The organism is Desulfitobacterium dehalogenans ATCC 51507 (genome assembly GCF_000243155.2).
Lineage (GTDB): Bacteria > Bacillota > Desulfitobacteriia > Desulfitobacteriales > Desulfitobacteriaceae > Desulfitobacterium > Desulfitobacterium dehalogenans.
Genome location: NC_018017.1, coordinates 1,745,519 through 1,765,593 on the forward strand (window position 1 = coordinate 1,745,519; position 20,075 = coordinate 1,765,593).

Here is a 20,075-nt window from a genome sequence, read left to right on the forward strand (position 1 = left end):
TGGGCCGCCTTCCTTATGTCACATCTTTTATTTGATTCCCCAGGAGGAAGACAATCGCTTCCCCATCATAGGATTTCCACATAGCCTTTCGTTCCATTGACCCGGATTCGTTGCCCATCTTTAATCAGCTTGGTGGCATTTTCTACTCCGATAACTGCCGGTAAGCCATATTCACGGGCGATAACTGCTCCATGGGTCATCAGTCCGCCCACTTCCGTAACCAGACCTTTTATGGATACAAACAAGGGCGTCCAGCTAGGGTCGGTAAAGGTGGTGACCAATATATCTCCATCTCCCAGATCGGCATCTTCCATGTTTAAGATAATTCGTGCTCGTCCCTCGATAACTCCGGAAGAAACAGGCAGACCTGCAATCGCGACCGCTGGGATACTTTCTCGTTTGTACTCCCCGGCAATGATTTCCCCATCAGACGTGATAACACGTGGGGGAGTTAATGTTTCATATAGTTTGTACTCGTCTTTTCGTTGGCTGATGATCAGATAATCCAGTTTATTGGTGCGTATGGCTTCGCGAAGTTCTGCTAACGTGAGATAGTATATATCTTCTTTTTCCTGAATAACGCCCGCTTGTACGAGCTGTTCGGCTTCTTTCAGCAAAGCCTGCTTATAAACGAAGTAGCGGTTAACCATGCCGTATTTGGGATATTCACGATAACCGATGAAATTCCGGATGAGGTCGATCATTCGTTTGGTTTCTTTGACTTTTTGTTCACCATCCGGTAATTGCTGCAAGCGATCTAATAACTCTTGTTCTTTTTGCCAAGCAACACGCCGCCCTTTCTCAAATTTCCGCTGGCTGGCATTAGGCTTAAAGTTTTTGATGTTGCTGAGAATCATGGGGACAAGGGTAGTTGGTTTTTCGCTCCAACGAGGTTTCGTAATATCGATTTCTCCGACACAGCGCATTCCGTATTTTTCGAGATAAGCAGAGATCGCGGTTTGGGCAACTTGCCCACCCTCAAACTTAACCAGTTCCGCCAAAAAGTTGCCTTTTGCATGGTGTAAATAAGCAATGACTTCCGGATAAGGACGAATCATATCTGCCACATCCAATAGCGCCAGACCCATTTCCGAAGTAATATTATGGGGTACGGATTGAGAAAGCGTATCAGCTGCGTTTTTTTCACCTAACCACTGGTCCATGTTTTTATTGATCCATGCTGAGGCATCGATAGCAGTCATAAACACTGCCGAACTTTGTGGGTCAAATAAAATCTTTTTTAACTCCTGGATATCTTCCAGGATAAAATCAATTAAATCTGAGCCTGATGACCTTTGGATGTTGTGTTTTAATTCTGCTATCGATGTTTGACTACGCTTAATCAAATCAGTAACGATTGTCGGATCGTTTTCGATTTGTGTCTGAAAACCCGCAGACGACATATCTTTATTGATTTTATCAGGAACTCCTTTTTCATCATTGGGCAATGATTTTATAAAATCTCCTCGCTCTATTATGGTCATGAGTGCGTCTTTTATGAGCGGATCGTGCTGCCCCATGGTATCCAATAGAGTTTTTCTGCTGTCAGGTGAAGCCACCATCTGTGTAACATCAACAAATAACCTTCCCCCGGCTTTAAACCTGGGTCCCAAAGATGTTAACTGAAATATGGACACTCCCAGTGGTTTCATGGGGTCGGTCATCATTTGTTGATGACCGACAGATACATAGACGTGATTTTCCTGATCATCTGCTTCAGGGATGGGGTATAAAGTAGTGATTGGCCGGCTCTGGACAATATAAAAGGTATGATCAACCAAACACCATTCGATGTCCTGGGGGCAGCCGAAATGTGCTTCGATCTTTCGGCCCAGGCCCGTGAGGCTTAAAATCTGCTCATCCGTCAGCACTTGCCTATTCTGCTGCTCTGGTTCGATTTTCCGTGCTTGCGTACCACCGTCTTTTAAGGCATAAATAGCCAGCTTCTTGGTGGCGATCTTCTTATCGACAACCTGACCGTTACGCACTTTATAGATATCAGCATTCACCAGGCCGGAGACCAAGGCTTCACCAAGTCCAAAGCCGGCATCAATGGACAGCACTTTCCGATTGGATGTAATGGGATCGGCAGTAAACAAAATTCCTGCCGCCTGTGGGAAGATCATCTTCTGAATAACCACAGACAAGTAGACTTTGCGATGGCCGAAGCCGTTTTGCAGGCGGTAGGTTACAGCCCGCTCGGTAAACAGCGAGGCCCAGCACTTGCTGATATGCTTGAGGACTGCCTCCTTGCCGATAATGTTTAAATACGTGTCCTGCTGGCCGGCAAAGGAGGCAGTCGGTAGATCCTCGGCCGTTGCGCTGGATCGTACTGCATAAGCATCTTTTTCACCAAGCCTGGAGAGGAGGCAGGTGACCTCTTCACAAATCTCTTCAGGGATGGCTATCCCTTCGATGATCCTGCGGATCTCACCGCTAAGCTCGCTGATTTTATCCCGGTCTTCCACTTTGAGAAGAGAGAGCTGATCAAGTAATGGGTCAAGTGCCGGCGTTTCCTCCATGATTCTTCTAAAGGTCTCAGTAGAAATACAAAAGCCATCCGGTACGCGTAGTCCTTCAATTTTGCAAAGCTCCCCCAGGTTCGCGCCTTTACCCCCCACATCCATGAGTTTTGTTTTGTCAATATCCTGAAAGCCAAGTACAAAGGGATTCATACGTTTACCTCCTTGACAATTCCTTCTCCCGTGCTATTGCATTATAGCAGTGGGGAAAAGGAACAAATAGTCTGCATTTACAATTTTTTATATGTTATAATTAATGTGGAAAGGGCTCTTTTAAAGGGGGTACTCTATGAGGCTGTTGATTCATGATCTTGATCAGGAAGAGCTGGGTAAAATCAAGCCCGGGCTGGGCGGAGATACCAAAATCATCACCAATAACGGGAAAATTCAGCACTGTATCGGATGCTTTGGCTGCTGGGTCAAGACACCTGGGGCTTGCGTAATCCGGGATGAGTATGGTGACATGGGAGCGAATTTAGGGCACAGCAGTGAACTCATGATTGTCAGCCAATGCTTCTACGGCGGATACAGCCCTTTTGTCAAAAATGTGCTGGATCGGAGCATCTCCTATATTCATCCCTATTTTGTGATTAGAAACGGGGAGATGCACCACAGGCCTCGCTATGATCTGCCCCTGGATTTGAGTGTTTGGTTTTATGGAGAGATCAGTGAAAAAGAACAACGGACTGCGGAAAAATTAGTCCGGGCCAATGCAATCAATCTGAACTGTCAAAGGGTCAAGGTTTCTTTTGTTCGGGAACCGGCAGAGCTGGAGGGACAGTTATGCAGAAAATAGCGTTAATCAACGGGAGTCCCAAGGCCAAAAACAGTGCTTCGAAAGCTGTGTTGCAGGCACTGCGGACCTTTGTGAACGACAGTGAGATTACAGAATATGATTTCCGCAAGCCACAGCTGAGCATTGAACACATGGAGCAGCTGGGAGAGCAGGACGTTTGGATTTTAGCCTTTCCTTTATATGTGGACGGAATTCCCTCCCATGTATTGAGCTGTTTAGCTCAGCTGGAGAATCACTTTAAAGCCAAGCCTACGCCAAAGGTCACGGTTTATTGTCTGGTAAACTGCGGTTTTTATGAGGGAGAGCAGTGCGGGCTGGCTCTGGAAATGGTGGAAAACTGGTGCGCAAAATCAGGCTGGCAATGGGGGCAGGGCCTGGGAATCGGAGCGGGGGGAATGCTTCCGGCGGTAAAGAATGTCCCGGTAGGGAGCGGGCCTAAGAAGAATCTTGGCAAGGCACTGGAAACCCTGGCCGCCAATATTGCCCGCCGTACCGGTGGGGATCATCTTTTTATTACGGCCAACTTTCCCAGGTTTGCCTATAAATTCGCGGCGGAAGCGGGCTGGCGGAAGATGGTTAAGGCTAATGGGCTGAAGACAGAAGATTTGTTTCAGCGGAAGTAGGGATTTTCTGTATCAAGGGAAGAGAGCGGACCTCGAAAATATTTAAAGATGAAAACTAATCGTACTGGTTTTACAGGCTTTTATCACCCGCAAAAAGCTAGGTAAGGAAAAGGCCGTCGATTTTTGTCGGCGGTCTTTCTTACCCAATCAAAAGGGAAATGATACTATTACAATCCGAGCAGTTGTTTCTTTTTAGCTTCATATTCATCTTGGGAAATTGCACCTATGTCTAAAAGCTCCTTATATTTTTTAATTTCGTCAGCTGCACTTAACGAAGTATTTTTCTCGTCTTGTTCGTTTGTCAAATAGCTCTGAATTTTTTCCGAGAAGTGCCGACAAAGTGACTTGTGCAACCTTTTCACAATTCGTTTGCCAGAGTAAATAGGGCAGGCCTTTTGGTGACACAGTTATAAGAATGTCGCAACCACCCCCAACTGGCTTGGCGGAAAAAGTTACGTTTTCGCCGTTTCCTCCGCGAATAAAACTCATTTTCTTATCCACTTCAACAGTATTTGTGCTTGTATTTTCACAACGGATAGAGTACTTGTCCAACGTAGAGATCGCTTCTTAATATTTATAGCTTATATTTATATTTATAGCTTATATTTTTTATAACATAGACCAAAATTTAGGAGTAGTAAAGTTAAAGCAGGCCGGCATTTTCACTGCCGACCTGCTTTAACTTTACTACTATTTTAATTTATAGAATATAATAGACGCTTTTAGGTGTCAGATCGGCCTATTTTGTTATAACAATTTTTTGTCCTTCGAAGATCAGGTTCGGATTTTTGATTCTATCCTTATTAGCTTCATATATATTCATATATTTGCTTGAATCTCCATAATACTTCGCTGCAATCTTGCCAAGTGTATCCCCAGCTTGGACAGTGTAAATTGTTCCACTTTCGCTCTTAAGAGCGGGCAACATTCCATCACCAGGTAAAACGAGGCTCATGCCGATAGTTAGGTTATTGTTGTTTTTCTTAAGAAGTTCCTTATTGGCATTATATATTTTTGTATGATACTCGTAGCTTCCATAATGGTTCAAAGCAATAGTTCCCAAAGTATCTCCCGCTTGTACTGTATATGTAACATTTCCTTGAGAGTCTGCTGCAGGTGCCGGAGTTGGAACAGGAGCAGGTTTCGGAGTTGGAGCAGGAGCGGGCTCTGGAGTTGGAGCAGGAGCGGGCTCTGGAGTTGGAGCAGGAGCAGGCTCCGGAGTTTGAACAGGAGTAGGTTCTGGAGCCGGAACTGCTGTGCCATCGGAAATCTTATAAACGATCTTGGTAGTATCACCAGCATTACCAAAACTAAGTACGTAATAAGGCTCCATACCCCAAAAATTCTCAGCCAGGATCGCTGTTGCTGTTTTATTGGCTTTAATTTCAGTCACGGCTTCTTCCTGGCCGTCTATCGTCCACATGAGATTGCCTGCATAGAAGCCTTCAGGATCATAGGCTCTAATACTGGCTGACATTGTTTCTTTGGGTGTGAACTTTACTACAGCGTTCGCTTCCACAAGAACAACTTCGAATTCCTCGGCTGGGCTGGGTTCGAACTGAAGGGTTGCGGTTTCGGTGCCAATTTTACCGGTCAGCGAATACGAATACTTGTCGGCAGGAACCCCAAAAACCGCTGAGGGGATGGTTGTGAAGATAAAAAAGACGACTAACAAAGTTAAAGAAATTGTTTTAGTAATCTTCAAAATACTAACCTCCACTATTTTTTTTGCATTGGTGTCAAATACTCCTCCTTATAATGAATTTTCCCCTCCTTACTTAGTCAATAATAATTACTTCTATGATTTTTTTATAACCTTTTTATGACTTTAAAGCAGGAGTATTGCTAAAATTGCTACTTTTCACCAAGCAATAAAATTATAATACCATTTGTGAAAATTTCAAGGATAAATAAAGAATTTTTAATTATTAGGATTGGAATTTAGTGTTTCTTATTATTTTAAAACTAATAATTATGCAATATCTGACGATCGTTTTTAAAAAATTAGTATCATGTATTATATTTTACAACTGAAATTTAAGTGATCCCTAGGGGAAAGGCTGGTATCATGTCCTGATAACAGAAAGAACCGCCTGCGTTTCATATACATATTTATGAAGGCGGGCGGTTTAATATTAGATTAACCAGAACCAATACGATTTGGGATTCTCCTTTTCTTTATACAGCTATCACGTTACCTCCGTGGACCAGACTGACCCAGGAGCCTTCTACACATTCCGATCCGTCATTTAGAGTGTCCGCATGAGCCAATATAGCACAAAATAAAAACTATTAGAAACGGCTATGTCATTTCGGACAGTGCCTCGGGCAGGCAGGAGCCAATAGAATGCTGCTCCTGAGTTTAACTCTCAGGAGCAGCATTCTGAATCAACCTACAGTAGGAGTACAAGGTACAAATCGAACGTTACCAGTAAGAGTAATCGTTGTATTGAGAAGCGTAGTACCATTAGCGACACTAGTAGCGGTGATGTGGACTGTATTGTTTGTTGAGTTAAAAATAAATGTGAAGTTTGCAAGTTCGGTGTTACCTGATCCATTATTGAAGTTTGCTTGTGCAGTAACAGTTATCAAACCAGGTTGTGGGCTGTTGCATTGCATAGTCTGCATTTCTGTGAGGTTAATTTCAAAATTAGGACCACTGGCTGGGAACTCAACATTGATGTGGTTGCCTTGTGGTGAACATTGATTTGCAGGACCACAGAGTTGAATAGATAAACTTGGTAGTCGGACTCCATCTGCTGTTCTTCCTTGTGTTGCCATGATAAATTCGCAACACGTGAAAGTTGTGGGGCTACATGGCCCTACTAGCGGTGTACCGCAAACAATTCCACCCGGAGTTGCAACAGCAGTAGCGCTAAAAGTAATTGGAACTTGGACACAAATTCTTTGATTAACGGAGAAAGTACAATTGGGCTGAACTGTACCTTCGCAAGGGCCAATTCGTGGATCACCTAAGCAAAATGTTTTTGTTGTACCGGGCACTACTACGGGAGAAATGACGACATTAGCTTGGACACAGACCTCCTCATGAAAAGTTCTTGAGCATTCTTCTTGTTGTTGCTCTTGTTGGACAGTTACATTAGATTCTTCACAACCACATGGTTCTTTCATATATTTCTTCCTTTCTTTGATTTATTTAAGATACCCCAATCCTTTTAGTAGATTTTTAAGCATTGGGGAATATCTTCTTATAAGATTTAGAATAAGATCATTTTCTAATAGAGGGTCCAATACAGGGTCTTTTGGCTTACAAGGAGGTTTATCATGACAATTTTCACTTAGAGGTGTTTCGCAAACTATCCCAAGAGGATCTACTTTGGCGTCAGCAGAAAAAATTAACGGAATTTCAACGCATATCTTTTGGCCTACCTCAAAGGTACAAGAATTAGCGCAATTCTTCGTTTTTTCGCAATCCCAGTTAATTGGTCCCTCGTCACAATAATATTTTATATCATGGACTTTTACATCTGGAGTAATTGTAACCTTTGCTTTAACACAAACAGTCTCATGAATAGTGGTTGGACAATGATCATGTTGGTGGTGTTCATTTTTTTCTACTAAAGTTTTTTTCTTTTTTTTACTTTTAGGTTTATTATCCATCAATTAGCACCCCCTTTCCCTCTTTTTACCATTATATGTACAACTATTGTAAGTGAGACAAAGTAAAGTGCGTTTTTTTACAGTAGTGTTGCGTAAGCAGCAAACAGAAAAATGTAAAAAGAACGGGAATACGCTAGCCAATTTAATGGTCATCATACCCCGTTCTTTATGTGATGCAGTTTGCTTGTATTTCCGTGCAGATACGCTATAATGGTTATAGGTGGAAATTAAAAAGCCGCCGCGGCCCGAAAGTGCGGGAACACTTTCAGGCACGCGCAAGGTGTACAAGGCACCTACACGTAACAGCAAGCTGTCCACGGCGACAGATCAATTATACAATGCCCTCCGCCTGAGTACAAGCGAGGGGCGTATAATCGAACTGCGGTCCAGGCGCCTGCTGGTTGTGTGCGACTTGATGGAGCAGAAGATTGAGACACGATGAAACCAAGCGCATGTGTAGGGATAAAAACCTTGCATGCGCTTTTTAATTTCCCCTGATCACCGCCATGCTGCCGGTAACTGGGCCCCTTGGTGACCACGGGCCTGGTCCGGTGCTGGCCGGCACAGGGGGAAAGTTATATGGATCGTATTACAGGAACGGGTACCCGTATCCTCACCGTTGCTTATACCCATCAGAACGGGGTGGAGCGCCCCTTCATCCGCTTGCGGGGCAAATGGCTGCAGGAGCTGGGCTTTTTGCCCGGTGCTAAAATCGAAGTGAGAGAAACCAAGGACGGATTGGTGATTAAGGCCCTGCCTTTGCCGGAGCAGGCAGATCCATTTCAAGAGGATTGTTTTTTATGCAGACATGGAGGAATTACGTCCATGGTTAAAGAAACTTAATGGGTAAGAGTGCGCAACGGAAAGGAATGGTCATCACTATGGCTGAAAAAAGAATGGCTTATCTGGCGGCGATAGTCTATGCATTCATTATTGGACTATCCTTTATGTTTGTTAAATTGACTTTGGCAGTAGCGACACCCTTAGATACTTTAGCACATCGCTTTACCGTTGCCTTTTTTGTAGCAACACTTTTTATCATCTTTTCTAAAAAAAAGGTGAAAATAGGTTGGCATGATGTTACACAAATTGCACCTCTGGCAACATTGTATCCTATTTTGTTTTTTGGTTTCCAAATCTTTGGTTTGGCTCGAACCACCTCTTCAGAAGCTGGAATCATCCAATCCACCGTTCCTATTTTTACTTTGCTGTTAGCTGTCTCCATTTTGAAAGAAAAGGCCGGCCGGGGACAACTTATTTCTGTATTTTTATCAGTGTCTGGTGTGATTTTTTTACTTACCATGAGTGGTGTAGAATCTGAAACAGCAAATATAATAGGAAGTGTACTTATTATCATTTCTGCTTTTACTAATGCTTTGTATAATGTTTTGGCACGCAAGCTTACCCAACGCTATTCTTTATTGACCTTGACTTATATCATGACATTATTTGGTTTTGTTGCCTTTAATAGTTTGGCAATTGGAAGTCGTGTGATCGAAGGAACAGTAGGTGAGTTTTTTCAACCCTTTCTACACTGGCAATTTGTATTGGCTATTTTGTATTTAGGAATATTATCGTCCCTTGTAACCTCCTTCCTTGCCAACTTTGTTTTATCCAAGATAGAAGCTGCTAAAATGAGTGTATTCAGTAATGTTGCCACACTCATTACTATCCTCGCTGGTGTCTTATTTTTACAAGAAGCCTTTCATTTCTATCATGTCATTGGCGGAATTATGATTATCACCGGCGTTGTAGGGACAAATTTTATGGGTGCAAGAAGTAAAACAAAAGGTCGAGTTGGCTGAGGTATTTTTATAAGGGGCTGGCTGGTCAATGACCAGGCAGGCATTTTGAAAGGGAGCTAAAGCCTGATGATAGTTTGGCTATACCTGTACATAATAAAATAGTGGAAATGAATGAAGTCAACTATTTTGTCAAGCATGAAAAGGAGTGTGCCGGAAAATGGTCGGAGTGGAAATTGATATGGTTCTGGAAGATAGCTTGAAAGCCCTGGCATTATACGAAAAGATATTTGAGATCGAACGGGTTGAGGTAACGGATTTTCCTCAAGGGAAAAATGAAGTCGTTTTTACTCTGTACGGAGTGCGTTTTCATATGTTGGATGAAAATCCTCAGTTTGGGCTCAATGCGCCGAAGCCGGATCAACCTAAAACAATCTGGTTCAATATCCTCGTTCCCGACATCAAGGAGACCTATGCCAAGGCCATCGGGACGGGTTGTACAGAGGTGCAGCCGGTGACGGAATTGGCTGATTACGGTGTATCCAACGCTATATTTGCAGATCCCTTCGGTTACTTATGGATGCTGCATCAAATGCACAAAGTAGTGAGCTTCGAAGAACGGGTGCGACTCTCGGAAGAGAAAATGGATAATCGATAATAAGGTTGTTGAACTAATTATTAAGCCTAAAATCCTCAATATGTTGAGGGTTTTAGGCTTAAGTTTTTTGGTCCGGTACAGTTATGGCCTATCAAATGGCTAAATCTTTTTTATTAAAAGCATAAATCCCTAACCAGAGAAGAATAAATGAGCCGGCAATCAGCCCGAAGGTCTTCTTTGCCGGGCCAGAAGCCCCTTCGAGTACTTCTTGGGGCTGATAACACTGAAAGAGAGAGAGTTTACGAATCCAAGAAAGTTTATCACTGAGTCCCCCGGCCACATCTAAGGCGTAGAAGGCTAAAGTCACTCCTGCTGCCAGAGTGAAGGCACTATCCTCATGGGCAGTCAACGCGGAGAAAAATAGGCTATAGGCACCGATAAATGAATAAAAGACGAGTCCGAGAATCCCAAAACGAAAATAGCTCCAGCTATTAATAGTAATTCCAAACCAGCGGGCCCCGCAGTACAGCCCGAGAATGGTGCCGAGAACTAACAGAGCATTCCCGCTGAAAAGAACCAGGGCTTGCGTGGACAGATATTCGCCCCGTGGAACCGGGGTGGAGAGGAGCAAGGCAAGGGAGCCGTCATCGGCCAATTTTGCCAGTAGATCATTCGCTGTCTCCACATTATATAAAGCCATAAGCATCGCCCAAATCCGTGCTAAAAATTGGGCGGAGATAAAGGCTTCAAAGGTATCCGCCCGTGCCTCTTCGGCGACTCCGAATACGGTTTTTACAGCTGAGGGTATGGATTCAGTGATCTGAGCTACAGCCGAATTCTCGGAGACCAGAGGATAGACCCAGGTTAAGAGGGTTTCATAGAGGATGATCCCCGCAGCAAGTTTCCCTATCTTTTTGCGATTGTGCTTCATCATGGCTCGAAATAATGCCCGATTCAAGTGCCATCCCCCCTTAAACTTGAGTGGTAATAGTGCATAAATGCTTCCTCCAGCTCAAGAGAGCCTTGTTGAAAGCGCTTAACCTGAATTTGCGCCAGGGTCTTCCATAATAATTCCTGTTCACCCTCAACTTGGATAGTAAACTTATGATGATCTAAGGGGTAAAGAGTGAGGCCGCTTTGCCGGAGAAATTCTGCATCCTCTTCTCCTCCAACCTCAATGTCGAAAGTTTGACGCTCCTTCTGTTTGAGCAGGGCTATATCCTGAATGGCGAGAAGCTCACCATCCCGAATAATTCCCACACGTTCACAGGTTCTTTCGATCTCTGAGAAATGGTGGGAAGACATGAAAATGGTTTTTCCTCTTTTTTTCTCTTCAAGAATCAGCTCGATAAAGGTTTTCCGCATGAGGGGATCAAGGCCTGATGTGGGTTCGTCTAGAATAAGAACGGGAGAGTCCAGCATTAATGCAGCAATGATGCCCAATTTCTGCTTCATGCCTTTGGACATTTTCCGAATTCCCTGACTCGGATCGAGTTCAAGAATGCGAAGAAGGTCTATTTGATTTTTTCTGATAGTCTCGTGCGCTCCATGCATACCTTCGATAAGATCCAGGAACTCCTGGCCTGTGAACTGTTCCATAAAGTGCAGTTCACCGGGAAGATAACTGATAATCCGCTTTAGCTCTGCCCGATCCTGCCAGCAATCCAGCCCCCAAATTCTTGCGCTGCCCAGGTCGGGTTTCATAAAACCCATAAGCAGGCGAATTGTGGTGGTTTTGCCGGCTCCATTCGGTCCTAAAAATCCGAAAGCCGTCCCTGATTCAACCTGAAAGGAAAGGTCTTTTACCCCTCTTACCTTATGATAGGATTTCGTGAGTTCACTGACTTCAAGCAAAGCCCTCCCACCTTTATAAAAAATCCTTTTTATTCCATATAAGGTATGCGTTCTTCGGCTAAAGAGTTTTAGTTTTTCTTATTTCGAAGTAGGAATAGGGACGATCATGGTAACTATATACCATTATATGGAATAAACTATGTTATCCGCATTGAGTTAGTGATGGTTCATTCAGTCGGTGTTCTAACCGACGCTTAAAGGAGGAAAAGAACTATGTTTTTAGGCAGAAATCGATTTACAGCAGGCTCTTTCAGTGGAGAGGGAGAAGGGTTTGTCAGTCAAGATCCAGGGTTCCTTAATCAGGGTAACCCCCCGATGCCTAACGGCTTACAGCGGTTCTTGGCTAAGAAGGGTATTAATTCTCCCAATGATTTATTTAATCGTGTTCAAAATGCCCCGAGAATGTCCTTTAGAAGAGGACAGTAGGGATTGCAGCGCTGTGCCCATTGATCGCCGCTTGGCCAACAACCAGTATCTCTGCATCTAAGCTCCTTCTTCTGGATAGAACAAAGTGTATTCTTCTATGGTATCGGGATGAACGTTCCGGTGCCATTATTTATTTAAGCTTAAAAAGGAAATAATTTGTCGCTTAGTTATCGGCCTCCAGCTCTTGAACAACTGACTACTCTATGTTATTATGTAGCGGTACTCAATAATATAGATTACCAACGTTGTTGAATACCAAGGAGGTAGTATTCTGGATAACCTAAGCGAAATGCTCAAAGGCGTTTTGGACGGGATCGTGCTGGAGATCATCAGCCGGGGTGAAATATACGGATATGAGATTGCCAAAAAACTGCATGCTATGGGTTTTAAAGACCTTGCGGAAGCAACCGTGTATGCCTTGCTCTTGCGGCTGGAAAAGAACAAGCTGGTTCACATCACCAGGAAACCCTCGGAAATTGGCCCCCCCAGGAAGTTCTATACGCTCAACGAGCGGGGGGTTGAGGAACTGGCGGCCTTTTGGGCGAGATGGGATTTCTTAAGTGAGCGGATTCAAAATTTAAGAAATAATGGGGGTAAGAATGATGAGCTTCAGTAAAGAGATCAGAGAAAAAATCTACCAGTTTGCCAAGGAGCAGTCCCAGCACTACTTGGAAGAAGCAGAAATGACTTATCTGGAAAAACTGCGCCGTAAAACCGGTGAGACCAAAAGCAAAGTCACAGCGAAGCTGGCCAAGCTGAAGAACCGCTCGGAGAGAGCATTGGAAGCGCAAAACGATATGATTCTCTATATGAGTGATTACATGAATGATTTGATCGCCGAGGGGTATTCCGAGCAGGAAGCGTTTAAACGGGCCAAGGAGGAGCTCAGGTTCCGCAGTGAAACGGCTAAGTCAGCCGATTTGCAGGAACGGTTCACCGAGTATTATTTAAACTTAAATCCTGCTGATTATGAAGCCGTCGGTTTGTTCTATGCGGGATTTCTCTTCTTTGGGATCGCCATCGGCACCCTGACCGGGTTTCTCGGCAGCGGGGGACGGGCAATGTTCCTGGCCGGCGGCTGGATCGATACCCTGATTGGGACTGCTGTGGGGATAACCGTCGGAATCGCCCTGGGTCTGATCAGCAATGCCATCATCTCTTTAAAGAAAAGACACTAAAAAGGGGTGGTTATATGGCCTTATCCGATTGATGCGACACATGTTTATCGAAAAGCTGTTGCGTAAACCGTCCGCAAGCGTCCTCACTCCACTATGATAGTGAAGGGAGGACGCTTTTAAGAATTAGAGAAACATCCTGTATTAATAAAATCTTAAGGTTTTATTAAGAGAAAAGCTGCGGATTATTTTTTACTTCGAAGTACAATAATAATGGGCACATAGGCTTGAAAGAAAGAAGTTGATGCTGTTGGCAGCTAATATCTTGCTGGTGGATGATGAACAGGCGATTGCTGATTTGGTAGAAGTTTATCTGACTAATGAAAACTATAAGGTTTTCAAATTTTATAACGGTAAGGGCGCCTTGGATTGTATTGAAAAAGAAAAACTGGACCTGGCCATTTTGGATGTGATGCTTCCTGATGTGGATGGGTTTTCGATCTGTCAGCAAATCCGGGAGAACTATACTTTTCCTGTTATCATGCTGACAGCCAAAGAGGAGGAAATTGACAAAATTACTGGGCTTACTTTAGGTGCGGACGACTATATTACAAAGCCCTTCCGGCCATTGGAGCTGATTGCCCGGGTCAAAGCCCAACTGCGGCGGTTTACCAAGTACAATATTGGAGAAACAGGGCAGGATGAGCGGTTGATTGCTTTTTCCGGCCTGGTCTTGGACTTGGATACCCATGAATGTACTCTGAATGAGAAGAAGCTTTCCCTTACACCGACAGAGTTTTCAATTCTTTGGGTTCTTTGCTCCAATCGCGGACGGGTCGTCAGTTCGGAAAGATTATTCCAGGAGGTATGGGGAGATAAGTATTTCAGCAACAGCAATAATACGGTGATGGTTCATATCCGGCATTTAAGGGAAAAGATGCAGGACAGCGCCGAGCATCCTAAATACATCAAAACCGTATGGGGGGTAGGCTATAAAATTGAAAAATAATGAAAAAGGCCTTGTGAACCTTCCCATGATCTTGATAGCAACCAGCCTGTTTTGTTTAGGGATGCTATGGCTGGTAGACCAAGGGTTTAACGGAGTCATCAAAGAATGGATCTATAATCTTTTTTATATCGATCCCCGATATGCCGACTCCGCCTTGCCATATGATCAAAAAATCGGCGTGCTCTTCAGAAGCTGGCCGGAAATTAAAGGATTTTTTATTTACGGTTTTATCGCTTTTATTCTGATTTTGGCCCTGTGCATGAGCGTTTCGACCTATCTTTATGCACGTTATAGCAGTAAAAAGGACATCGCCTTTATTACGAACGTCTTGAAATCTTACATGGACTCCAACACGGATGACTTAGTATTGCCCAAAAGGTATTTTGAGATTGGAGCACAGCTTATCAAGATAAAATCAATGTCTCAAAAGCATCAGCAGCTTATGCAAATGGAAATGCAACGGAAGAACGATTTAATCACTTATCTGGCCCATGACCTGAAAACACCCCTTGCTTCGGTGATCGGATACTTAAGCCTTTTAAATGATGCGCCGGATATGCCGGCGGAGCAAAAAGCCAAATACACCGGGATCGCCTTGGATAAAGCCTATCGCTTGGAAGAATTGATCCATGAGTTTTTTGAAATAACCCGTTTTAACCTCCAGTCCATTGTTTTAAACAAAGGCAAAATAAAACTGGCCTTTATGCTGCAACAGCTTGCCGACGAGTTTTACCCCATGCTGACCCCACAGGGAAAAAAGGTCCTTATTCATGCCCCCGATGAACTGATCCTGGTTGGGGATGCCGATAAGCTGGCCCGTGTCTTCAATAATATCCTGAAAAATGCTATTGCCTATAGCTATGAAAACAGCGTTATTGACATTACTGCAGTCCAACAAGCAGAAAATGTGATCATCACGTTCACCAATCGGGGGGATCCCATCCCCCCACAAAAACTGGATACGATTTTTGAAAAGTTTTATCGGCTTGATTCCGCTCGTTCCACAGACACGGGGGGAGCCGGGCTGGGCCTGGCCATTGCCCAGGAGATTATTGCGGTTCATAATGGAATAATCGTCGTGGAAAGCAAGCCGGAATATACCGTATTTACCGTAAAACTTCCGTCATAAGGAAATCTTAAGAAGTTCATAAGCTGGAATTCCTATATGGCTCCTTGTTTTGTGCTTGAATAATATCAGCACAAAATAAGGAGTTGTTTTTATGGCGCAAAGAATAAGGATAAAAAAGCGAAAATCAAGAAAACCAGTACTGTTGTTACCTCTGCTCCTGGTTGTACTAGCTGTCTTAGGGTATAGGTACATCCCTGAACCTCAGCACTTATGGGAGAAAATCTCTGAAGATAGAACAGCAGCGGTTTCCCCGCTAAAGCCTGAGACTCAATCCGCTGTCCCGGTATCCGCCGGGAGGTTGAACAGTTCTCAGGCAATTCTAGTCCGTTTAAAGGATCAGAGAATTTTAATGGAGAAGAACAGTGAAGAAAAAATCTATCCGGCTTCTTTGACAAAAATAATGACAGCTATTGTGGCTATAGAAAATCTGCCCGATCTGCAGGAGCAAATTAAACTTCCCCAATCGATGTTTCAGGAATTGTACCAAGCCAATGCCACCATGGCAGGCTTCCAGCCGGATGAGCAGGTCAGAGCCATGGATCTGTTATACGGTGTCATGCTGCCAAGCGGTGCGGAAAGCTGTATCGGGCTTGCGGAGAGAATTGCCGGATCAGAGAGGAAATTCGCTCTCATGATGAATCAAAAGGCGGCAGAGCTGGGCATGAACCATACCAATTTTGAAAATACCACCGGACTTCACGCGAAAAACCACTACACAACCGTCAAGGATCTGGCGGTTCTTCTCAATTATGCTCTGCAGAATGATACTTTCCGGGAAATTTTCACCTCATCCCGTCATTCTACTCAATCTACCAATAAGCATCCTGGCGGAATAACTTTTTACAGTACCATGTTTACGGCACTGGGCAACTCAAGAATCAGGGGAGGGGAAATTTTAGGAGGAAAAACCGGATATACCGATGAGGCGGGCCTGTGTCTCGCCAGCTTCGCTCAAGTGGATAAGGAACACTATATTCTGATCACAGCCGGGGCCAAAGGGAATCACAATTCCGAGCAATACAATATTACCGATGCCTTGACAGTGTACAACAGGTTGGAAAAGGAATAGAATGTGGCACTTCTCGGATATGCGGTTTGAGCATTGCTTATATCTGACTCCATGTAAAATTGAATGATGCAATATGGGAAGACAGGCCCCCCAAAAGAAGGATTATATTAGAGGTGGAATAATCGTTCCGTTGAAGATGCTATGAGATGGGAAGTGTGGCATAATGGAAGCAAAAAGGAGTGGTCGGATGCAGGCAGAAATCAAGGGTCAATTGAGGGAACTGGCGGAAGAAGAATACCGGGTATTTGCTTCCGGTCTGCTCCCGAATATCAGCAATATCCTGGGAGTCCGCCTCCCCCTCTTGCGCAAAATGGCAAAGGAGATCACAAAGGCGGACTGGCGGGAATACTTAAAGACTGCCCGGGAGGATTTCTTTGAGGAAATCATGCTCCAGGGCATGGTCATTGGTTGTGCCAAGTGCTCACCGGAAGAAAGGCTTTCCACTATCCGGGAATTTGTGCCGAAAATAAATAATTGGTCCGTGTGTGACAGCTTTTGCAGCGGACTGAATTTTACGAAGGAAAACATGGAGTTGGTTTGGGAGTTTCTTCAGCCCTATGCCCGGTCGGAAGAAGAATTTGAAATCCGGTTTGCGGTGGTCATGCTGCTCTTTTATTATAGCGATAAGGAACATATCGAAGCCGTACTGGAAATACTGGACGGTATCCGGCATGAAGGATATTATGTGAAAATGGCGGTGGCCTGGGCAGTTTCCATCTGCTATATCAAGCTGCCGGAGCAGACTATGCCTTACTTGCAGAACAATCATCTAGATGATTTTACTTATAACAAATCCCTGCAAAAAATCACGGAATCCTATCGAGTGGATCAGGAAACAAAAAAGCAGATTCGCCTTATGAAGCGCAAATAAAACGGAAGGAGGAAAGCCGGTGATCGTCAGTGCCAGCCGCCGTACGGACATTCCTGCCTTCTATTCTGAATGGCTGCTCAACCGCCTCCGGGAAGGGTATGTTCAGGTGCCCAATCCCAGATGTCTATCCCGTTACAGCCGTGTGGAATTAAGCCCCCAAGTTGTGGACTGCCTCGTTTTTTGGACAAAGAATCCATCTCCCATGCTCCCACGGTTGGCAGAGATCACCGCCCTGGGATACCCCTTTTATTTTCAGTTTACCCTGACCCCCTATGAGCGGGACATGGAGCAGAATCTACCGCCCAAGGAAATTTTGCTCAAGACCTTTCAGAAGCTGAGCACGATGCTGGGGCCGGAACGTGTGGTATGGCGGTATGATCCTGTAATTCTGAACGCCGATCTGGATCTTGAGTATCACCTGGAGCAATTTGAACGAATGGCGGCGGCCTTAGAAGGCTACACCCACCGTTGTATTTTAAGCTTTTTGGACTTGTATCCCAAAGTGCGCCAAGCCATGAGTCTTGCTTTAGCCCAGGAGGGAAAGGAAGCGGATGAAACTGCCATGGAGCGAATAGCCCAAGGCTTTTCCGCGATTGCCCGGAGGCATCGCCTGGGTCTCTTTACCTGCTGTGAATCTGTGGATTTGAGCCCATATGGGATCCGACCTGCTTCATGCATTGATCAAGGTATGATTGAAGAGATTCTTCAGTGTAGAATCCTTACCAAAAAAGACCCCAACCAGCGGCCCTCCTGCGGATGTATCGAAAGTGTGGAGATCGGCACTTATGACAGCTGTCCCCACGGATGCATTTACTGTTATGGGACTTCCTCCCCGCAAACTGTACGGAACAATAGGGCCGACCATGATCCGAAGTCACCGGTTTTGATTGGCGGTCTTACCAATAACGCTATAATAACGGAGCGGAAAATGTGCTCCCGGAAGGATTCGCAGTTAACCTTGTTTTAGAGGGGTTTATAATCATTTTTATCTTGATAGTTTGAAGGTTGGACGTTATACTTATGTAAAATTTCACTCTTTATTTTGATATCATTTGAAATTATTCTGCTGTCAGTACATAATAGCAATAGATACCACTGTGTGGTTAAGTAAGAAAAGAAATTCACATATTTGTAGTCAGAAATTAAAAGATTTTTAAAGGAGGGAGAGTTCAATAGTGAATTTTTTCAAAAAAGCCCCCTGTGAAGAAGCCATATGTGTTATTAAGAGCGTAGAAGACAGGATGAAAGGGATAAAGGTTGATCTTCCGAATGTGGAGTACCCCATTCACCAAAACCTTGTGACAATCTTTGAAAAACTTCTATCCAGTGAAGAGCAGATGTCCAGAAGCTCGAAAAAAATGATTGGGCTGACTTCAGCTTTAAGCAATTTTGATGTGGAGATGACTCACTCTTCCAACAAACTGGTGGAATTCGCCAGAGAGATGTCAACTATCAGTGAATCCAATCTGGCAATCGTCGAAGAGATCAGCGCCAGCATGAGTGAAGTGAACAACTCCATCAGCTACACTTCTGATGTAATGAACAATCTTCAGGAATCCTCCAAGGAACTTGTCCTGAAAAATGACGAAGGAATTACCCGGATTAAGGAAATCGATGTGCTGAAAAACGAGGTCTCCAAGGATGCCGCGTTAATGAGCGAACAAATCAGGGTCCTGGTGGAGATGGCGGCAAAAGTCAATGAGATTGTGGACGGTGTGGAGAATATCGCTAATCAGACCAACCTGCTGGCCTTAAATGCCGCCATCGAGGCAGCTCGGGCCGGGGAAGCGGGAAGAGGCTTTGCTGTCGTAGCGGAAGAAGTCAGAAAGCTGGCGGATAGCACCAAAACCAGCCTGGGGGATATGCGTTCCTTTGTGAATAACATTCAACAGGCAGCGGTAAGCGGGCAGGCGAGCATGGAAAACACCATGAGCTCCACCGGCAAGATGCATTCCGAATTGGATATGATATCCAAGACCATCATCGAAAATGTGTCCATGTTAAAGAACACTATCAATGATGTTGACCTGATCACAGAATCACTGGGAAATATCAAAGAATCTGCATACCAGATTAATCAGGCCATGGAGGCATCGGCTCAGGATGCTGAAAAGCTCACGATTATGACTCAGAGGATTCAGGATGATGCGACTCAAAGCGCCGACAACGCCAAAGAGATAGCACGGATTGATGATGAACTCAGTGAGCTTGTAAGAGAAATGATCACTGCCCTGAACGGGGGCAAGAATGCTATATCCAATCAGGAACTGCTGGAGAATATCACCAAGGCTAAGGCGGCTCATTCCAACTGGATTAAAAATCTGAACAGAATCGTAGAGGAAATGACAACCTATCCTTTGCAAACCAACTCCAAGAAATGCGCCTTCGGTCATTTTTATCATTCCATGGATGTTGCCGGAACCGTTTTGGAAGAAACCTGGCAAGCCATCGATCATGTTCATGACGAACTGCACTCCAACGGCAGCAAGGTCATCGAGGCCGTCAATAAAAATAAACCGGAATTGGCCAGGGAACTGTTTTTACATACGAAAGAGCTATCTCAGGATATTTTCGCCAGATTGGATGAAGTCAGCCATGTCATAGAAGACAGCAGCGCTCAAGGGGTGGAGATCTTGAGAACCAGCAAGGCGAGCTGAGATAGCATTCGTCTCTCTCATCTGGTGCGAACCTGTAGTGAAC

At 44.4% G+C, this 20,075-nt stretch carries 21 protein-coding genes; 14 read left to right on the forward strand and 7 right to left on the reverse strand.

Annotated features, from left to right (window positions below; genetic code table 11):
* Positions 1–65 precede the first annotated feature (65 nt).
* Positions 66–2,675, reverse strand: a complete 2,610-nt coding sequence (gene ppsA, locus DESDE_RS08495; RefSeq protein ID WP_014793625.1) for a phosphoenolpyruvate synthase — start codon at positions 2,673–2,675, stop codon at positions 66–68.
* A gap of 136 nt (positions 2,676–2,811) precedes the next feature.
* On the opposite strand from ppsA, the gene DESDE_RS08500 reads away from it, so the two are divergent.
* Together DESDE_RS08500 and DESDE_RS08505 are read left to right on the forward strand one after the other, a co-directional pair.
* Positions 2,812–3,318 carry a flavodoxin family protein gene (locus DESDE_RS08500; protein WP_014793626.1) on the forward strand — a complete coding sequence of 169 codons (507 nt, stop codon included), beginning with the start codon at positions 2,812–2,814 and terminating at the stop codon, positions 3,316–3,318.
* Positions 3,306–3,941 (forward strand): hypothetical protein, encoded by a 636-nt coding sequence (locus DESDE_RS08505; protein ID WP_014793627.1) that lies wholly within the window; start codon positions 3,306–3,308, stop codon positions 3,939–3,941. The genes DESDE_RS08500 and DESDE_RS08505 overlap by 13 nt, the downstream gene beginning before the upstream one ends.
* A gap of 167 nt (positions 3,942–4,108) precedes the next feature.
* Here DESDE_RS08505 and DESDE_RS22500 read toward each other — a convergent pair whose 3' ends face one another.
* The 4 genes from DESDE_RS22500 to DESDE_RS08520 all read right to left on the reverse strand — a co-directional run bounded on the left by DESDE_RS22500 (position 4,109) and on the right by DESDE_RS08520 (position 7,562).
* Complete coding sequence (locus DESDE_RS22500; protein ID WP_242831373.1) at positions 4,109–4,246, reverse strand: SHOCT domain-containing protein; 138 nt, start codon at positions 4,244–4,246, stop codon at positions 4,109–4,111.
* Positions 4,247–4,680: 434 nt separating this feature from the next.
* On the reverse strand, positions 4,681–5,646 hold the full coding sequence (locus tag DESDE_RS08510) for a LysM peptidoglycan-binding domain-containing protein (RefSeq protein WP_014793628.1): 966 nt from the start codon (positions 5,644–5,646) through the stop codon (positions 4,681–4,683).
* A 683-nt stretch (positions 5,647–6,329) separates the two neighbouring features.
* Complete coding sequence (locus DESDE_RS08515; protein WP_014793629.1) at positions 6,330–7,073, reverse strand: hypothetical protein; 744 nt, start codon at positions 7,071–7,073, stop codon at positions 6,330–6,332.
* 21 nt (positions 7,074–7,094) lie between these two features.
* Positions 7,095–7,562, reverse strand: coding sequence for a hypothetical protein (locus DESDE_RS08520; protein WP_014793630.1), 468 nt, complete (start codon positions 7,560–7,562; stop codon positions 7,095–7,097).
* 579 nt (positions 7,563–8,141) lie between these two features.
* Between DESDE_RS08520 and DESDE_RS08525 the strand changes: the two genes are divergently transcribed.
* The 3 genes from DESDE_RS08525 (at position 8,142) to DESDE_RS08535 (ending at position 9,962) form a co-directional block, all read left to right on the forward strand.
* Entirely contained in the window at positions 8,142–8,405 is a 264-nt protein-coding gene (locus DESDE_RS08525; protein WP_014793631.1) for a SymE family type I addiction module toxin, read from the forward strand.
* Positions 8,405–9,367, forward strand: coding sequence for a DMT family transporter (locus DESDE_RS08530; RefSeq protein ID WP_014793632.1), 963 nt, complete (start codon positions 8,405–8,407; stop codon positions 9,365–9,367). Before DESDE_RS08525 ends, DESDE_RS08530 begins: the two co-directional genes overlap by 1 nt.
* Before the next feature lie 157 nt (positions 9,368–9,524).
* The gene (locus DESDE_RS08535) at positions 9,525–9,962 is read left to right on the forward strand and encodes a VOC family protein (protein ID WP_014793633.1); all 438 of its coding nucleotides are present in this window, start codon (positions 9,525–9,527) and stop codon (positions 9,960–9,962) included.
* A gap of 91 nt (positions 9,963–10,053) precedes the next feature.
* Here the strand turns inward: DESDE_RS08535 and DESDE_RS08540 are convergent, their stop codons facing one another.
* Both DESDE_RS08540 and DESDE_RS08545 read right to left on the reverse strand, forming a co-directional pair.
* Positions 10,054–10,860: an ABC transporter permease subunit gene (locus tag DESDE_RS08540; RefSeq protein ID WP_014793634.1), complete on the reverse strand. Its 807-nt coding sequence runs from the start codon at positions 10,858–10,860 to the stop codon at positions 10,054–10,056.
* Positions 10,857–11,756: an ABC transporter ATP-binding protein gene (locus DESDE_RS08545; RefSeq protein WP_014793635.1), complete on the reverse strand. Its 900-nt coding sequence runs from the start codon at positions 11,754–11,756 to the stop codon at positions 10,857–10,859. The genes DESDE_RS08540 and DESDE_RS08545 overlap by 4 nt, the downstream gene beginning before the upstream one ends.
* A gap of 213 nt (positions 11,757–11,969) precedes the next feature.
* Between DESDE_RS08545 and DESDE_RS08550 the strand changes: the two genes are divergently transcribed.
* The 9 genes from DESDE_RS08550 to DESDE_RS08590 all read left to right on the forward strand — a co-directional run bounded on the left by DESDE_RS08550 (position 11,970) and on the right by DESDE_RS08590 (position 20,032).
* On the forward strand, positions 11,970–12,182 hold the full coding sequence (locus DESDE_RS08550; RefSeq protein WP_014793636.1) for a hypothetical protein: 213 nt from the start codon (positions 11,970–11,972) through the stop codon (positions 12,180–12,182).
* A gap of 289 nt (positions 12,183–12,471) precedes the next feature.
* Positions 12,472–12,798: a PadR family transcriptional regulator gene (locus DESDE_RS08555; RefSeq protein ID WP_014793637.1), complete on the forward strand. Its 327-nt coding sequence runs from the start codon at positions 12,472–12,474 to the stop codon at positions 12,796–12,798.
* Entirely contained in the window at positions 12,785–13,360 is a 576-nt protein-coding gene (locus tag DESDE_RS08560) for a hypothetical protein (RefSeq protein WP_014793638.1), read from the forward strand. The genes DESDE_RS08555 and DESDE_RS08560 overlap by 14 nt, the downstream gene beginning before the upstream one ends.
* Before the next feature lie 247 nt (positions 13,361–13,607).
* Positions 13,608–14,306: a VanR-ABDEGLN family response regulator transcription factor gene (gene vanR, locus DESDE_RS08565; RefSeq protein WP_014793639.1), complete on the forward strand. Its 699-nt coding sequence runs from the start codon at positions 13,608–13,610 to the stop codon at positions 14,304–14,306.
* A complete protein-coding gene (locus tag DESDE_RS08570; RefSeq protein WP_014793640.1) occupies positions 14,296–15,435 on the forward strand; it encodes a sensor histidine kinase in 1,140 nt (379 codons plus the stop codon). The genes vanR and DESDE_RS08570 overlap by 11 nt, the downstream gene beginning before the upstream one ends.
* Positions 15,436–15,526: 91 nt before the next feature.
* A complete protein-coding gene (locus tag DESDE_RS08575) occupies positions 15,527–16,504 on the forward strand; it encodes a D-alanyl-D-alanine carboxypeptidase family protein (protein ID WP_014793641.1) in 978 nt (325 codons plus the stop codon).
* A gap of 187 nt (positions 16,505–16,691) precedes the next feature.
* Positions 16,692–17,375, forward strand: coding sequence for a DNA alkylation repair protein (locus DESDE_RS08580; protein WP_014793642.1), 684 nt, complete (start codon positions 16,692–16,694; stop codon positions 17,373–17,375).
* A 19-nt stretch (positions 17,376–17,394) separates the two neighbouring features.
* Positions 17,395–18,342, forward strand: a complete 948-nt coding sequence (locus tag DESDE_RS08585; protein WP_014793643.1) for a DUF1848 domain-containing protein — start codon at positions 17,395–17,397, stop codon at positions 18,340–18,342.
* A 208-nt stretch (positions 18,343–18,550) separates the two neighbouring features.
* Positions 18,551–20,032 (forward strand): methyl-accepting chemotaxis protein, encoded by a 1,482-nt coding sequence (locus DESDE_RS08590; protein ID WP_014793644.1) that lies wholly within the window; start codon positions 18,551–18,553, stop codon positions 20,030–20,032.
* The last annotated feature ends 43 nt before the right edge of the window (positions 20,033–20,075 follow it).

Bases quoted from the DNA above. Each gene is read 5' to 3' on its own strand.
- ppsA (WP_014793625.1), bottom strand. From the start codon at position 2,675: ATGAATCCCTTTGTACTTGGCTTTCAGGATATTGACAAAACAAAACTC.
- DESDE_RS08500 (WP_014793626.1), top strand. From the start codon at position 2,812: ATGAGGCTGTTGATTCATGATCTTGATCAGGAAGAGCTGGGTAAAATC.
- DESDE_RS08505 (WP_014793627.1), top strand. From the start codon at position 3,306: ATGCAGAAAATAGCGTTAATCAACGGGAGTCCCAAGGCCAAAAACAGT.
- DESDE_RS08515 (WP_014793629.1), bottom strand. From the start codon at position 7,073: ATGAAAGAACCATGTGGTTGTGAAGAATCTAATGTAACTGTCCAACAA.
- DESDE_RS08520 (WP_014793630.1), bottom strand. From the start codon at position 7,562: ATGGATAATAAACCTAAAAGTAAAAAAAAGAAAAAAACTTTAGTAGAA.
- DESDE_RS08525 (WP_014793631.1), top strand. From the start codon at position 8,142: ATGGATCGTATTACAGGAACGGGTACCCGTATCCTCACCGTTGCTTAT.
- DESDE_RS08530 (WP_014793632.1), top strand. From the start codon at position 8,405: ATGGGTAAGAGTGCGCAACGGAAAGGAATGGTCATCACTATGGCTGAA.
- DESDE_RS08535 (WP_014793633.1), top strand. From the start codon at position 9,525: ATGGTCGGAGTGGAAATTGATATGGTTCTGGAAGATAGCTTGAAAGCC.
- DESDE_RS08550 (WP_014793636.1), top strand. From the start codon at position 11,970: ATGTTTTTAGGCAGAAATCGATTTACAGCAGGCTCTTTCAGTGGAGAG.
- DESDE_RS08555 (WP_014793637.1), top strand. From the start codon at position 12,472: ATGCTCAAAGGCGTTTTGGACGGGATCGTGCTGGAGATCATCAGCCGG.
- DESDE_RS08560 (WP_014793638.1), top strand. From the start codon at position 12,785: ATGAGCTTCAGTAAAGAGATCAGAGAAAAAATCTACCAGTTTGCCAAG.
- DESDE_RS08575 (WP_014793641.1), top strand. From the start codon at position 15,527: ATGGCGCAAAGAATAAGGATAAAAAAGCGAAAATCAAGAAAACCAGTA.
- DESDE_RS08580 (WP_014793642.1), top strand. From the start codon at position 16,692: ATGCAGGCAGAAATCAAGGGTCAATTGAGGGAACTGGCGGAAGAAGAA.